Consider the following 15,206-nt stretch of genomic DNA (forward strand, 5'->3'; position numbering starts at 1 on the left):
CCCTGCAGAGACTGACACATGCACGGTATGCACCTGAGCCTGGCCACCCGCGACGACGCGGAAGCCTTGGCCGACCTGCTGGCCATGAACGGCCTGATCGACGCGGAGCCGATGAACGAGGCCGCCGCCCAAGCCCGCTGGGACGCGACCCAGCAAGCCCTGCCCGGCGTACGCGTGATCGTGGGCCGCCGTTGCGACGGCACCGTGATGGGCGCGCTCACGCTGGCCGTGCAGCCCCCGGCCTCGAGCAGTGACGCACCGACGGCCGTGATCGAGGATGTGGCCGTGCACCCCGCGATGCACCGCGAAGGGCTGGGCAGCCAACTGGTGGCATGCGCGCTAGGTGTGGCGCAGCAGGATGGCTGCCGCAGCTTGGTCTTGTCGGCGAACCGTGGGGTAGCGGGCGCGCAAGGGTTCTTTGATCGGCTGGGGTTTGAGCCGCTGGGCGGGCGGCTGGGGGTGGAAGTGCCCGAGTCGGAGGTGCTGGGCTGAACTGCTTTGGCCACCCTGACAAAGCCGGAATAACGAAGCAACTCGCTCTACGTCTTGCTAGGAAGCGGGCCCCGCGCCCGAACGCTCGGAGCCTCGTGTGGCGTATCAGCCGAGGTGATCGCCGGGTCACTTGGTGCTGCACACCCGGCAGGCCAATCTGTCTTTGCTGATGCGTCATCTGAATGGGCCTACACACAGACCCACAACCGGCGGCATGGCATCACCGGCCACTTGCTCCAAGGCCGCTTCAAGGCGATCCTGGTTGATCGAGACGCCTACCTGCTGCAGCTGTGCCGGTATGTGGAGCTGAACCCGGTTCGGGCGCAGATGGTTCATGCCCCGTCTGCGTGGCCCTGGTCAAGCTACCTCGCTCATGTGGGTAGCGCAGAAGCTCCCGCGTGGCTCGATACGGCAGGCTTGCATGGCTACATGCTGGGCCACCCGGTACACAACGAAGCAGATCGAAAGTTCACGGCTCAGCGCTACGCCTCACTGGTGGCCAGCGCGCCCGACTTGCAGATTTGGCCTGATGGGCTGCGGCAGCAGATCTACCTGGGAGACGACAAGTTCGTCGAACGCATGCAAGCGCTCATGGCCGCGCCCCGAATGGACGACCGGGAGATTCCTCGCCCGCAACGGCTGGCTGGCAAGCCGCTGGAAGAGTGGCTGGCTCAGGCAGCGTCGCGGGACGAGGGAATCTACAGAGCCAATATCGAAGGCGGCTCGTCGATGACAAGCATCGCCTCGGCGTTGGGGCTCTCGGTTTCGCGGGTCAGTCGGGTGATTGCAGGGGTGGAGGCAAAAGGCAAGACCTGACCCCGATTCCCCTCGATTCCCCTTGCTTGATGACCATGAACTGCATCACTGCGAGTTGTTCCCAATGATGGGGTCGAGGAATGCTTTCATTCCCGTGGCTGCTTCAACCACATTGATGTTGTAGGCGTAAGCCATCCCGTCCCGGTTCAAGTTGCGCGCGGTAACGATGCGCCCACAGCCGCTCACTTTGAAATCTCGAAACGACTCATCCCATCCCGGAGACGTGAACTCGATCGTCGGCCCCTCCTTGGGGAAGTGGTAGCCCTTTGTATCGATCTTCCACGTAATGACGTGGGCACCTCGCGCGTACTCGGTCATATCTAGTACGTCAGGTGTGATGGCCAAGAGAATGTCGGGCTTCTCTTTGCTCTTGCGATAGGCAAGGATGTGAATGATGGGTGACTTCCGGCCTCTGAGCATGTTTTCTCCTGGGTTCAGTTATTGCTGCTGCCCCGCGCAGCATGCACTTGCTTTTCAAGATCGGCGAATGCGGGGTGCCGGTACGACGAACTTTTGATTCGGGTGACAAGGGCTTGTGCACTGCGCAGATCGCCCAGATAGAAGTGGGCTTGCGCCAACGCCGTGAGAACCGCACCGTCATTCAATTGGAGAAATGGTTGCAACAAACTCAGGACCTGTAACCACGCAGCTCTGGCTTCCGGCGGAGCGTTTGGCGAAAGCAATTGTCCCAAGGCAAGAGCTGCATTTGCCAATTCAAGCGACAAGTGCACTCGATCCGGAGTTTCAGGGCCGACCTTCGAAATCGCCTTCGGCAAGAACTGCTGTATCGATACCGCGACGGCGGCGTGGTCACTAGCCGATGCGAGGGTCGCAGCTAGGGTTAGCTTGCGCGCCTGAAGCAAGGTCGAGTCGCGAAATCCGCGTGACCCTGACGCGTCGTACTGAGCTACACACTGCGATGCCTGCTGATACTGACGTTCGGCCTCTCCACGCCGCTTTTGCAGCAGGGAAATCTCAACTGCCCTCAGCAAAACCAAACAGGCGTCAGCACGCCAACGAAGGTTATTGGGATCGCCTCGAAGCAGGCCTTCCGAGATCTCGGACGACCGTCGAACTTTGACCTCTGCGACCTCAATTCTTCCGAGCGACAGTTCTAAGCGTGTCGCTCCCATCAGAGCATTGAGAATCTCTCGTTGCACGATCAGGTTCTTTTCGAGATCGGGAGTCGATTGCAATACCTCCATCTTGCGCTGCGTCGCATTCAACGCAAGGTGGTAGTCACCAATCATCTCGTAAGCACCCGCCAGCCACCCGTAGTTCTGCGCCAAGTCAAAGCCCAAATCTGCGCGGGTACGTACGAGTTCGCTCAGGAGATCACCCGCTCGTTGCAGAGAAACCAGCGCATCCACGGGCCGGGTCATTCCAAGTCGGACCGTTCCGAGATTCGCATGGGCGTAAGCGACTTCGGCAAGCCAATCCCGATTGTTCGGATCAATCTGCACTAGTCGCTGCGCCAGCTTCAAATACTCCTCAAACTTGCGTTCGGCCGTCGGGCCATCGATTCGCTTCCATGCTGCGTACCCCACCCAGAAAACGCTTTGGGCATGGTCGAAGATCCGTTGGCCGTCGTTCGGCGACTGGGCTAGCAACTGCGCGGTGGTTGCTGCCGCCTGCTCGAACGCCTTCTGTGCTTCAGCTGGGTTTCCACGAAGATCGCGGATTTCGCCGATGAGGTGCATCGCCCTCGAACGATGTCCCAGCGCCGTCGCATCCAGCTGCCCCGCCTCCTGCGCCCCGTAATACGCCAGCGCCTTCTCCCCCACCGAATCCAGCACCTCCAACCGCCCCACCGGCTCCAGCTTCTTGCGAAGGTCACCGAGCATGAACTCGATCAAGCCTTCCGCCTGCTGCCGCTGGTACTGCGCCTCATTGCGCGCCTGAAATGCCATCACCGCGAGCACGCCGAACACGACCACACCCACCACCGAGGATGCAGCCAGCGCGGTAAGCCACCGCACGCGCCGCTGCACTTCGCGGCGCACCAGGTCGTCGAACGGCACGCCCAACATGCCGGCCACCAGCTTGAGCACGGCACGGTGCGAGCCGTCGCCCTCTTTGCGCATGTCGGCAGCAATGGGTTCGAGCGGGACGCCGGCGGGCTCGCCGGCGTCATCCAGCGCCCTCCGCAGCGCAGGCGGGAAGCACTCCTGCGCCTCCATCCCCGCCTTGTCGCTCGCAAACGGCTCTCCCCGCACGATCAGCGCCAGCACACGGCGCTCACCGTGCAGCTTCTTGAATTCGATGATCTCGCGGTTGACCCAGGGCGAGCGCGCGGCGTCGGGCGTGCACACCACGATCAGCCAGCGGCTGCGCGACAACGCCTCTTGCACGCTGGCCTTGAGGTCGGCGCCGGCGTGCAGCTCGTCGCGGTCGCGGAAGACAGGCGACATGCGTGCGGGCACCACGCCGTGCGGCGTTTCGCGGCCGACAAGGCGGCGCGGCACGCGGTAGGTCTCGAGCTGCTTCTGCAGCTTCTTGGCGATGGCCTTGTCGTGGTGGCTGTAGCTGAGGAATGCGCCGTACCTGAAGCCATCGGCTGGCATGGCAGGGCCGGCGGGTGGTGGGCCGTCGGGGGTGACGAGCTGGAGCCTCATCACCGTGCCCTCACCAACTGCGACACCGCGGTGGCCACCTGCGCCGGGCCGCAGCGGCGCGAGGGGGCGGCTTCGCAGGCGCTCAAGCCCCGAGCCGGGCGGCCGCGCCGCTGCCAGATGAGCGCCGGCGCCGCACGCGGGGCCGTGGACACATACATCACCGGCATGCGTCGGTGGCAGGCGCCGTTGACCACTTCGGCCGTGCCGCCGGGGCCTTGGGCTGGCAGGCCGTCCCACAGGGCGAGCAGCAGGTCGGATTGATCGAGCAGCACCTGCGCGGCGCGGTGGTAGGCCTGGGCGCTGAAGCGAAAGCGGCCGGGCAACTCGGTGACGCGCTCGGCGCAGCGCAGCAGCGCGTCGAACTCGCGGCGCGATTGCGCGTAGGAGAAGTCGCGCGCGAAAAGGTCTCGGTCGAACGGCAGCACTGCATGCAGGCCATAGCCCTCGTCAAGCGCCAGGCGGGCCACGTGCCGGTCGGCGCCTTCGGCCAGGCCGCACACGAGCATGAGCGAGGTGACGCCACTGGCGCGCGCCTTTTGCGCCACCTGGGCGAGCAGGGGCTGCACCTGGGGTGTCAGGCGGTCCAGTTGGCGCTGCGAAACGCGGTTCAAGCGATGCCCCGTTACACCGATGTTCAGCCCTCGGGTTGCTCGTGGTGGCAACAAATCGACTCCCCTCCCCCTCTCGGGGCGATCATCTCAATCGAGCTTGTCCTTGGCAATGGCGATCGCGACCATCGGCTCGGTGAGCAAATGGGCCGGCCGGGCCGCGGTGGGCAGGTCCGCGGCGGGGTCGGGCTTTGACCAGGTGACCACCAAGGCCAGCGCCACCAGCACCAGGGCCAGCGCCCACACGGCCGCCAGCAGCCGGCCTGCTGCGCGTGAGAAGTCGGTTGAGGGGTTCATGGCGGGCTCCGTGGGTATGCCTGAGCGCACTGTCGCCCTGGGTGGCCGCGGCGTCTTGAACCGCGCCTTAAACGTTCTGAATCGGAGGTTCGCGCGTGTGACAGCGCCTACGCCATGCCGCCGATACGATGGCCCGCATGAGCGAACCTACCTATGCCGTGCGGCTTGAAAGCCGCAGCGAGTTCATCTCCGTGCGCGGCCTGCGCTACCACCTGCGCAGCTGGGGTGATACCTCCGCCGTGGCGGCCGAGTCACCCCCTCTCTTGATGATGCACGGCTGGATGGACGTGGGCGCCTCGTTCCAGTTCGTGGTGGACGCACTCTCGCGCGACCGCTACGTGATCGCACCCGACTGGCGCGGCTTCGGCCTGACCGAGACCCCGCAGGAAGACAGCTACTGGATGGCCGATTACATGGGCGACCTGGACGCCCTGGTCGACCATGTGCTGAAGCCGTTCCCGGCGCTCACCCAGGTCGATCTCGTCGGCCACAGCATGGGCGGCAACGTGGTGATGCTCTACGGCGGCGTGCGCCCGGAGCGCATCCGGCGGCTGGTGAACCTCGAAGGCTTCGGCATGGCGGCCACCGTGGCGTCGATGGCCCCCAAGCGCTACGCCAAGTGGCTCGATGAGTTGAAGGAGCCGGTGGAGATCCGCCCCTACAAGAGCGCCGACGCCGTGGCCGCCCGCCTGCGCAAGACCAACCCGCTGCTGCCCGCCGACCGGGCCGCGTGGCTTGCGCACCATTGGGCCAGGCAGGACGAGAACGGCCTGTGGCAGATCCTGGGTGACCCTGCGCACAAGCGCAGCAACCCGCACCTGTACCAGCGCGACGAGGCGCTGGCCTGCTGGGGGCAGATCACCGCACCGCTGATGTGGGTGGAGGGTGACCAGACCGACACCGACAAGTGGTGGAACGGCCGCTACAGCAAGGGCGAGTTCCATGAGCGGCTGAAGGTGGTGCCGCGCGTCGAAAAGCACGTGCTCTCGCCGGCGGGGCACATGCTTCACCATGACCAGCCCGAGGCCTTGGCGCACCTTCTGGAGGCCTTTCTCGGGGCGTGAGCCCAGGCGTGCGTGAAATAATGGCGGGCTTCTAAGAATGGACCCGCATCATGGACGTCGAACACATCAATGCCATTGGCAACTCCCTGGCCGACCTGAGCAAGCGCACGGTCGACCTACGGGGGTATCTTTGACTACGACCGCAAAGCACTGCGCCTAAACGAAGTCAACGCCTCGCTGGAGAACCCCAAGGTCTGGGACGACCCCAAGCGCGCGCAGGAGCTGGGGCGCGAGAAGCGCACGCTCGAAACCGTGGTCGAGACGATCAACCACCTCACGAGCAACCTGGCCGACAACACCGAGCTGTACGACATGGCCAAGGAAGACGGCGACGAAAGCTCGCTGTTGGCCATCGAGGCCGAGGCCGCCAAGCTCGAAGAAACCGTGAAGGAACTCGAGTTCCGCCGGATGTTCAACAACCCGGCCGACCCGAGCAACTGCTTCATCGACATCCAGGCCGGCGCCGGCGGCACCGAAGCCTGCGACTGGGCCGGCATGCTGCTGCGCCAGTACCTCAAGTATGCCGAGCGCAAGGGCTTCAAGACCACGATGGAAGACGAGACGCCGGGCGACATCGCCGGCATCAAGAGCGCCACCATCAAGGTCGAAGGTGAATATGCCTTCGGCCTGCTGCGCACCGAGACCGGCGTGCACCGCCTGGTGCGCAAGAGCCCGTTCGACTCGGCCGGTGGCCGGCACACGAGCTTTGCGAGCCTCTTCGTCTACCCCGAGGTCGACGACTCGATCGAGATCGAGATCAATCCGTCCGACGTACGCACCGACACCTTCCGCGCGAGCGGTGCCGGTGGCCAGCACATCAACAAGACCGACTCGGCGGTGCGGCTCACGCACATCCCGACCGGCATCGTGGTGCAGTGCCAGGACGGCCGCAGCCAGCACAGCAACCGTGACGTGGCCTGGAAGCGCCTGCGCTCGCGCCTGTACGACCACGAGATGCGCAAGCGGCTCGAAGAACAGCAAAAACTCGAAGACACCAAGACCGACGTGGGCTGGGGCCACCAGATTCGCTCGTACGTGCTCGACCAGAGCCGCATCAAGGATCTGCGCACCAACGTCGAGATCTCCAACACCCAGAAAGTGCTCGACGGCGACCTCGATTCGTTCATCGAAGCCAGCCTGAAGCAAGGCGTCTAAGAAGACTTCTCACAAGGAGAGAGAGCATGTTGCGTGAAGGCGCTGCCACCCTGATCCGCCGCGAGGACTACACCGCGCCGGCGTTCTGGATCAAGACCGTCGACCTGACGTTCGACCTCGACCCGATCAAGACGCTGGTCATCAACCGCATGCAGATGGAGCGCAACACGGCGGTGGCGCCCCAGCCACTGCGGCTGCACGGCGAAGACATCACGCTCACGCGCGTGCTGGTCAACAACGAATCGGTGTCGTTCCGCCACGAAGACGGCATGCTGGTGATCGACAGCCTGCAAGACGTGCCGCCCGGCCCGTTCACGCTGGAGATCCGCAACACCTGCGCACCCGAGAAGAACACGCAGCTCTCGGGGCTCTACACCTCGGGTGGCGGCTTCTTTACGCAGTGCGAGGCCGAGGGCTTCCGCCGCATCACCTACTTCCTGGATCGGCCCGACGTCATGGCCGTCTACACCGTCACGCTGCGCGCCGCCAAGGCGCAGTACCCGGTGCTGCTGTCCAACGGCAACCTGGTGGAGCAAGGCGACATGCAGCCCGGCGTGTACGGCCCTCGCCACTACGCCGTGTGGCACGACCCGTTCCCCAAGCCGAGCTACCTGTTCGCCCTCGTCGCGGCCGACCTGGTGGCGCGCGAGCAGCACATTCGCACGCGTTCGGGCAAGGACCACCTGCTGCAGGTGTACGTGCGCCGCGGTGATCTGGAGAAAACCGAACACGCCATGAACTCGCTGATCGCGAGCGTGGTGTGGGACGAGGCCCGATTCGGGCTGCCGCTCGACCTGGAGCGCTTCATGATCGTCGCCGTGGGCGACTTCAACATGGGCGCGATGGAGAACAAGGGCCTGAACATCTTCAACACGAAGTTCGTTCTGGCCAACCCCGCCACCGCCACCGATGTGGACTACGCCGGCATCGAGAGCGTGGTGGGCCACGAGTACTTCCACAACTGGACAGGCAACCGCATCACCTGCCGCGACTGGTTCCAGCTCAGCCTGAAGGAAGGCCTCACCGTCTTCCGCGATCAGGAGTTCAGCATGGACATGGCCGGCACGCCGACCGCGCGTGCCGTCAAGCGCATCGAAGACGTTCGCACGCTGCGCCAGGTGCAGTTCCCCGAAGACGCAGGCAGCATGGCCCACCCGGTGCGGCCCGACAGCTACGTCGAGATCAACAATTTCTACACCGCCACCGTCTACGAGAAGGGCGCCGAAGTGGTGCGCATGATGCAGACGCTGGTGGGCCGCGAAGGCTTTGCGCGCGGCATCACGCTGTACTTCAGCCGCTTCGACGGGCAGGCCGTGACCTGCGACGACTTCGCTCAGGCGATCGCCGATGCCAACCCCGACAGCGCGCTGGCCAGGCAGTTGACGCAGTTCAAGCACTGGTACAGCCAGGCAGGCACGCCCCGCGTGAGCGCTCGCGGGCGCTACGACGCGCCCAGCCGCACCTACACGCTCGGCATCGAACAGACTGCCCTGCCCTCGCCCGGCCAACCGAGCAAGCAGGCCTACGTGATCCCGCTGGCCATGGGCCTGGTGAGCCGAGACGGGCGCGCGCTGCCCTTGCAACTCGAAGGCGAAGCCGAGCCGGTGGGCACCGAGCGCGTACTGGTGCTGAACGAAGCACGCAGCTTCTACACCTTCGTGAACGTCGATGCCGAACCCGTGCCGTCGCTGCTGCGCGGCTTCTCCGCCCCGGTGGTGCTCGCCGACCACCTGAGCGACGCCGACCTGCTCACGCTGCTGCAGCACGACACCGACCCTTTCAATCGCTGGGAGACCGGCCAGCGGCTGGCGCTGAACCGCCTGCTCGCAGCCATCAAGGACGGCAACGACCTGCAGCTCGACGCCGCCTTCATCGACGCGATGCGCAGCGTGCTTCGCGACCCCGCCCTCGACGCCGCGTTCAAGGAGCTCACCCTCACGCTGCCGAGCGAGGCCTACCTGGCCGAGCAACTCAACCCGGTCGACCCGCAGCGCATCCATGCGGTGCGCGAGTCGATGCTGATGCAGCTCGCAAGCGAACTGCACGACGACTGGGCCTGGGCTTTCGAGTCGCACCAGGTCAAGGGCGGTTACTCGCCCGACCCGGTCTCGGCCGGGCGTCGTGCGCTCGCCAACCTGGCCCTGACCATGCTGTGCCGCCATGCCGTGGCGAATGGCGATGTGGTGTGGCCAGGCCGCGCGTACGAGCGCTTCAAGGACGCCGGCAACATGACCGACCGCCTGGGCTCGCTCACGGCGCTCACCAGCTCGCATTCCGATCTGGCGGAACTGGCCTTGCAGCGTTTCCATGCCCTGTTCAAGGACGAAGCCCTCGTCATCGACAAGTGGTTCACGCTTCAGGCCACGGCTCCTGAGAAGGATGGCAAGGTATTTGCCCGTGCCAAGCAATTGCTCAAGCACCCCGACTTCTCGCTCAAGAACCCCAACCGTGCACGCAGCCTGATCGCGGCGCTGTGCATGGGCAACCCTGCGGCCTTCCATCGCAGCGATGCGGCCGGTTACGTGTTCTGGGCCGATCGCATCCTGGAGCTCGACGGCGTCAACCCGCAACTCGCCGCCCGCCTGGCCCGCGTGATGGACCGCTGGAGCCAACTGGCCGAGCCCTATCGCAGCGCCGCGGGCGAGGCGCTGAAACGCGTCGCCGCCAAGCCCGACCTCTCCAACGGCGTATCCGAAATCATCCAACGAGCCCTGCAACAGGAATCAGCAGCATGAGCAACCCGAGCGGCAAACGAGTCAGCCTGACCCAATACCTGGTCGAACAACAGCGCCAGCACGGCCACATCCCGGCGCAGCTTCGCCTGCTGATCGAGGTGGTGGCGCGCGCCTGCAAGCGCATCAGCATCAGCGTGAACAAGGGCGCGCTGGGCGACGTGCTCGGCACCGCCGGCAGCGAGAACGTGCAGGGCGAGGTGCAGAAGAAGCTCGACATCATCGCCAACGAGGTGCTGATCGAGGCCAATGAATGGGGCGGCGCGCTCGCCGCCATGGCCAGCGAAGAGATGGAAGGCATCTACGTGGTGCCCAACCGCTACCCGCAGGGCGAATACCTGCTGCTGTTCGACCCGCTCGATGGTTCGAGCAACATCGACGTCAACGTGAGCATCGGCACCATCTTCTCGGTGCTCAAGAAGCCCGAGGGCCACGAAGGCGTGAGCGAGGGCGACTTCCTGCAGGCCGGCAACAGGCAAGTTGCCGCCGGCTACTGCGTCTACGGCCCGCAGACCACGCTCGTGCTCACCGTGGGCGACGGCGTGGCGATGTTCACGCTCGACCGCGAGCAAGGCTCATGGGTGCTCACCCAAGACGGCGTGCAGATCCCCGAGGACACCAAGGAATTCGCTGTCAACATGAGCAACATGCGCCACTGGGCGCCGCCCATGAAGCGATACATCGACGAGTGTTTGGCTGGCAAGACGGGGCCGCGCGGCAAGGACTTCAACATGCGCTGGATCGCCAGCATGGTGGCCGACGTGCACCGCATCCTCACCCGCGGTGGCGTGTTCATGTACCCGTGGGATCAGCGCGAGCCCGACAAGCCCGGCAAGCTGCGCCTGATGTACGAGGCCAACCCGATGGGCTTCCTGGTCGAGCAGGCGGGCGGTGCGGCCACCAACACCAAACAGCGCATCCTCGACATCGAACCCGGCAAGCTGCACGAACGCGTGAGCGTGGTGCTCGGGTCGAAGAACGAGGTCGAGCGCGTCACTGCGTATCACAACGAGCAGGCCTGAAGCCCGCGTTGCGTCGCCGCCGCGACTGCCCCGCGGCGGCGAGCCCTTGAGAATCTCCCCATGGGAACCGTCTACCTCGTGCGCCACGGCCAGGCCTCGTTTGGCGCCGACAACTACGACCAGTTGAGTGATCTCGGCCGGCGCCAATGCGTTCGCCTGGGCGAATACTTTCGCGGCAAGGGCCTCAGCTTCGATGCCGCACTCGTCGGCACGCTGCAGCGCCAGATCGACTCGCTCGGCGGCATTGCCGAGGGCATGCAGCGCACGCCCGAGACGCTCTCGTGGCCGGGGCTCAACGAATACGACAGCAAGGCGGTTGTCACCGCCATCCACCCTGAGCCGCTCGCCAAGCCCACCACGCCCGAAATGGTGCGGCACCACTTCAGGCTGCTGCGCGAAGGGCTCGTTGCGTGGATGAGCGGTAGGGTGCAGCCCGGAGGCATGCCGAGCTACGCCGATTTCGTGGCGGGCATCGTCGGCGCGCTCGATCATGTGCGCGCCGAACACCACGGCAAGAACGTGCTGGTGGTCTCGAGTGGCGGGCCGATCTCGACCGTCGTCGGGCACGTGCTGGGTACCTCGCCCGAGACGACGATCGAGCTGAACCTGCGCATCCGCAACAGCTCGATCACCGAGCTGGCCTTCACGCCCAAGCGGCACATGCTGGTGACTTACAACACGTTGCCCCACCTCGACCACCCCGATCTCGCACCCTGGATCACGTACACCTGACGCAACCCGCTATAATCGCGGGCTTCACGCCGGTGTAGCTCAGTTGGTAGAGCAGCGCATTCGTAATGCGAAGGTCGGGAGTTCGACTCTCTTCACCGGCACCACGATAAGAGCAGGAGCCAACGAATCGCCCAGCGCGGTTCGTTGGCTTTTTTGCTCTCTACAGCCTGGTGCTCCCGAGAAGGCCTCATGAGCGCGTCCCTGTCGCCCAAGCATCCACTCGCACGCCGCGTCGCGGGGCTTATCCACGCACCTAGGGTCTGGCAGTGCCTGCTGCTCGTGCTGGTGTGCGTGGTGTGCTACCTCGCCATCACGCCTTCACCGCCCAAGGAAGCCGATCTGGGCTGGGACAAGCTCAACCACGCTCTCGCCTTCGCCGCGCTCGCTGTGGCCGGGCGCCTGGCGTTTCCGGGCTCCCAGCGGCGGTTGATCTGGCTGCTGCTGGGGCTGTTCGCCCTGGGCGGGCTGATCGAGATCGTGCAGTACTTCGTGCCGGACCGCAGCTCCGACTGGCACGACTTGCTGGCCGATGCCGTCGGCCTGGCGATCGGGGTGGCCATCGTCATGCCCCTGCAACGCCTGACGGCGCGTTGGCGCTGAGCGCGCGTCGGTTCAGGCGACTGCAACGGCCCGGCGCCTGAGCAAAGCCTTGCCCAAGCGAATGCCCGGCTGCTCGACCACCTGGTAGAGCGCCCAGGCGACCCCGTAGGCCAGGGGCGCGACGAGCGCCAGACACAGGCCCATGCGCAACACGCCCGGCGCGCTCACGTAACCTGGCTGACGAGCCAGCCACCCCGCCACCGGCAACAGCACCAGCAGGTGCACCAGATAGAAGCCGTAGGCGGTGTCACCCATGAAGCGGGCGACTGCGTTCGACATCACGCCCCGCACCGCTCGCACCGCTCGGCTCAACCGGGCGCCACCCGGCAGGCTGCCATCGTCCATCAAGTAGAAGAGGCCCACGACGAGCGGCAAACGCGCCGCCGCTTCGGAACTGCGCTCGACCAGCGCGTAGGCCACGCACACGGCCAGCGACAGCCACAGCGCAGGCGCCAGGCGCCCTTTGGCCCGGCCCAGCGCGATGCCCACGCCGATCAGGAACACATAGAGCTTGATCGGCAGAAAGGCCGGCATCTCGAAGCGGTGAAAGAACCCCGGCCACTGCCACTGCGCCCAGGCGCAGGCGAGTACCAGCAGCACCGATGTCGCGACCGCGCCAAAGCGCGCCGCGGCCATCATCAGCAGCGGGAACACCAGGTAGAACTGCATCTCCAGCCCGATGGACCAATCCGGCAACGCGGTGCGAAAGGCGTAGTCGGGCAGCGTGCCGAACACGAAGCTCAGGTGTGCGACCAGGTTGGCCACGCTCTGGTCGGTGTAGCGCGCCACGGCCGTGGCGGTCTCGGGCCACGGCACGGCGATGGCCTCGCGCTGCAAGCCGAGCCACGGGCCGAGCGCCAGGGCCACCAGCAACATCAGGTAGTAAAGCGGCGCGATGCGGAAGAACCGCCGTGTCCAGAAATGGCCCCAGGTCGATGGCGCGCTCCATGGCTCCCGTGCGCGGCGCAACAGGTAGTGGTGTGCCATCAGAAAGCCCGACAGCATCATGAACAGATCCACCGCCAGGCCACCCCACGAGACGATCGGCAGGTAATGCATGCCGCTCAGGATCTGCACATGGGCGATGAACACCCAGGCGGCAGCCAGGCCACGCAGGCCGTCCAGCCAGGGCAGGTGGTCGGCGGTCGGAGTGGATGGCCGAGGGGTGGTCTTGCCTGACTTTTCGTCAAGCTTTTCGCCTAGGGTCGCGCTCATGGCGAGACCAGGGGCAACGGGTGTGCCGGGCGCCATGCACGGCGCGGTGAGCAAGTCCTACGCGGCTTCGCGCAGTGTTTGCGGCAAGCCCTGCGGGCTGGCCGCCGAGGCGGCTCAGGCGCGGCCGGCCAGCTTTTCCCAGTACGACACGGCCTTGGCAACCCAGGCCTGGTAGTGCGGGTCTTGCGCCGAGTAGTACGGAATGCCTCGCTCGACGAAGCGAGCCACGGTGTGGGCCAGCGCTGCGCTGGCCGGGCGTGTGCCGGCGACATGACCCACCTCTTCGAGCGCATGCAGCGCGGTGAAACGCGGCATGGGTTCCGGCGCCATGAGGCATTCGCGCAGCATGGTGGCGTTCATTGCAGAAGAGACTGAGGCCATGGGGAAGCTCCGAGAGAACTGGCTGGTTCTCTATTCTTCGTCGCAATCCCGTCGGGCTTGACGCACAACAACAGGCCTTCTGCGCCCCAATTCACGGTTGGCGTCGGCTTCCCAGACCCGCCCAGCATTGCGCGTAGTTCGGGTCCAACAAACCGCTACCAATTGCAAAGCCTGTGGGCAGAAAGCGATAACGGCTCTCGAACATGAACGCCAGCGTATCGGCGAGCTTTTGCGGTGCCAGCGTGGCCGCGCTGGCCTTCTCGAAGGCGTCGGCGTCGGGCCCATGCGGCACGAAGCTGTTGTGGATGCTCATGCCGCCGGGCACGAAGCCTTCTTCCTTGGCGTCGTAATGGCCGTGCACCAGGCCCATGAACTCGCTCATCACGTTGCGGTGGTACCAGGGCGGGCGGAAGGTGTCCTCGGCCACCAGCCAGCGCGGCGGGAAGATCACGAAATCGCAGTTGGCCGTGCCCGGTGTGTCGCTGGGCGAGGTGAGCACGGTGAAGATCGACGGGTCGGGGTGATCGAAGCTGATCGAGCCAATCGTCATGAAACGCGCCGTGTCGTACTTGTACGGCACGAGATTGCCGTGCCAGGCGGCCACGTTGAACGGCGTGGCCGCGGCATGCGCCACCCACAGCGCGCCGTCGTACTTCTTTATCAGCCGATAGGCACCGGCACCCTGCTCCACTGCCGCAACGGGTGCCAGAAAGTCACGCGCGTTCGCCAGCCCGTTGCTGCCGATCGGCCCCAACTCGGGCAGCCTGAACGCCGCGCCGTAGTTCTCGCAGATGTAGCCGCGCGAAGGCCCGCTCACCCCGACCTTGAAATACATGCCGCGCGGCAGCACCGCGATCTCACCCGGCGACACGACGAGCGCGCCCAATTCGGTGGTGATGGTGAGGGCACCTTGCTGCGGCACGACGAGCATCTCGCCATCGGCATTCACGAAGGCGCTGTCGCTCATGCTGACGTTGGCCAGGTACACGTGGATGCCCAGGCCGGTCTGCGCCTGGGCGTCGCCGTTGACGGCGATGGTGCGCAGGCCCTGAACGAAGTCGCTCGGCTCGCCGGGGATCGGCACGGGCAGCCACCGCATCGGGTTCGGTGGCGCGGCCTGCCCCTCTCGCGAGCCGGTCTTGACGTAGGCATGCGCCAGGGGCTCGAAGGCACCCGCAACCACCGAGGGCTGCTGCCGGTAGAGCCAGGTGCGCAGGTTCTCCGCACGCGGGGCGGTGAACGCGGTGCCGCTCAGCAACTCGGCGAACAGACCATGCGGCGCCCGCTGCGGGCTGTTGCGACCGACGGGCAAGGCACCCGGCACGGCTTCGCTCGCGAACTCGTTGCCGAAACCAGATTGGTAGGAAAGGGCTGCGCTCATGGCCGGGCTCTCGGGGGCGTCTCAGGGGCGGGACGCCAGCATATCGCCGGGCGTGTGCCCCGCGCAGGCACGCGCCGAAAGCCCGTGCGGAGCGCA

15 protein-coding genes and 1 tRNA gene are annotated in these 15,206 nt (G+C 65.6%); 9 read left to right on the forward strand and 7 right to left on the reverse strand.

The features are described from left to right. Positions 1–18 precede the first annotated feature (18 nt). Complete coding sequence (locus tag AC1KAR_RS18630; protein ID WP_480320431.1) at positions 19–492, forward strand: N-acetyltransferase family protein; 474 nt, start codon at positions 19–21, stop codon at positions 490–492. A gap of 114 nt (positions 493–606) precedes the next feature. Continuing rightward, positions 607–1,308 carry a transposase gene (locus tag AC1KAR_RS18635; protein WP_480320433.1) on the forward strand — a complete coding sequence of 234 codons (702 nt, stop codon included), beginning with the start codon at positions 607–609 and terminating at the stop codon, positions 1,306–1,308. A gap of 45 nt (positions 1,309–1,353) precedes the next feature. On the opposite strand, the gene AC1KAR_RS18640 is transcribed toward AC1KAR_RS18635, so the two are convergent. From AC1KAR_RS18640 to AC1KAR_RS18655, 4 genes are all read right to left on the reverse strand, one after another. Then, positions 1,354–1,728 carry a hypothetical protein gene (locus AC1KAR_RS18640; protein WP_480320435.1) on the reverse strand — a complete coding sequence of 125 codons (375 nt, stop codon included), beginning with the start codon at positions 1,726–1,728 and terminating at the stop codon, positions 1,354–1,356. 14 nt (positions 1,729–1,742) lie between these two features. After that, entirely contained in the window at positions 1,743–3,923 is a 2,181-nt protein-coding gene (locus AC1KAR_RS18645) for a TIR domain-containing protein (protein ID WP_480320437.1), read from the reverse strand. Further along, on the reverse strand, positions 3,923–4,534 hold the full coding sequence (locus tag AC1KAR_RS18650) for a hypothetical protein (RefSeq protein ID WP_480320439.1): 612 nt from the start codon (positions 4,532–4,534) through the stop codon (positions 3,923–3,925). The genes AC1KAR_RS18645 and AC1KAR_RS18650 overlap by 1 nt, the downstream gene beginning before the upstream one ends. A gap of 87 nt (positions 4,535–4,621) precedes the next feature. Then, positions 4,622–4,828, reverse strand: a complete 207-nt coding sequence (locus AC1KAR_RS18655) for a hypothetical protein (RefSeq protein ID WP_480320441.1) — start codon at positions 4,826–4,828, stop codon at positions 4,622–4,624. 137 nt (positions 4,829–4,965) lie between these two features. On the opposite strand from AC1KAR_RS18655, the gene AC1KAR_RS18660 reads away from it, so the two are divergent. The 7 genes from AC1KAR_RS18660 (at position 4,966) to AC1KAR_RS18690 (ending at position 12,133) form a co-directional block, all read left to right on the forward strand. Beyond that, entirely contained in the window at positions 4,966–5,892 is a 927-nt protein-coding gene (locus AC1KAR_RS18660) for an alpha/beta fold hydrolase (RefSeq protein WP_480320444.1), read from the forward strand. 50 nt (positions 5,893–5,942) lie between these two features. After that, positions 5,943–7,047 (forward strand): peptide chain release factor 2 gene (gene prfB, locus AC1KAR_RS18665; protein WP_480320446.1). Its coding sequence is split into 2 segments (ribosomal slippage): positions 5,943–6,023 and positions 6,025–7,047, totalling 1,104 coding nucleotides; the frame shifts between segments, so codons are not numbered across the junction. Between the two features lie 29 nt (positions 7,048–7,076). Next, entirely contained in the window at positions 7,077–9,782 is a 2,706-nt protein-coding gene (gene pepN / locus AC1KAR_RS18670; RefSeq protein WP_480320780.1) for an aminopeptidase N, read from the forward strand. Then, positions 9,779–10,801 carry a class 1 fructose-bisphosphatase gene (locus AC1KAR_RS18675; protein WP_480320448.1) on the forward strand — a complete coding sequence of 341 codons (1,023 nt, stop codon included), beginning with the start codon at positions 9,779–9,781 and terminating at the stop codon, positions 10,799–10,801. The genes pepN and AC1KAR_RS18675 overlap by 4 nt, the downstream gene beginning before the upstream one ends. A 60-nt stretch (positions 10,802–10,861) precedes the next feature. Then, positions 10,862–11,533, forward strand: coding sequence for a histidine phosphatase family protein (locus AC1KAR_RS18680; RefSeq protein WP_480320450.1), 672 nt, complete (start codon positions 10,862–10,864; stop codon positions 11,531–11,533). 28 nt (positions 11,534–11,561) lie between these two features. Continuing rightward, a tRNA-Thr gene (locus AC1KAR_RS18685) sits at positions 11,562–11,637 on the forward strand. An 85-nt stretch (positions 11,638–11,722) separates the two neighbouring features. After that, on the forward strand, positions 11,723–12,133 hold the full coding sequence (locus AC1KAR_RS18690) for a VanZ family protein (protein ID WP_480320452.1): 411 nt from the start codon (positions 11,723–11,725) through the stop codon (positions 12,131–12,133). Between the two features lie 12 nt (positions 12,134–12,145). On the opposite strand, the gene AC1KAR_RS18695 is transcribed toward AC1KAR_RS18690, so the two are convergent. From AC1KAR_RS18695 to hmgA, 3 genes are all read right to left on the reverse strand, one after another. After that, positions 12,146–13,348 (reverse strand): acyltransferase family protein, encoded by a 1,203-nt coding sequence (locus AC1KAR_RS18695; protein ID WP_480320454.1) that lies wholly within the window; start codon positions 13,346–13,348, stop codon positions 12,146–12,148. Positions 13,349–13,462: 114 nt separating this feature from the next. Further along, positions 13,463–13,729, reverse strand: a complete 267-nt coding sequence (locus AC1KAR_RS18700; RefSeq protein ID WP_480320457.1) for a hypothetical protein — start codon at positions 13,727–13,729, stop codon at positions 13,463–13,465. Positions 13,730–13,820: 91 nt separating this feature from the next. Beyond that, positions 13,821–15,110, reverse strand: a complete 1,290-nt coding sequence (gene hmgA / locus AC1KAR_RS18705) for a homogentisate 1,2-dioxygenase (RefSeq protein ID WP_480320459.1) — start codon at positions 15,108–15,110, stop codon at positions 13,821–13,823. Positions 15,111–15,206 lie beyond the last annotated feature (96 nt).

The organism is Piscinibacter sp. PDB1-1 (assembly GCF_056675995.1).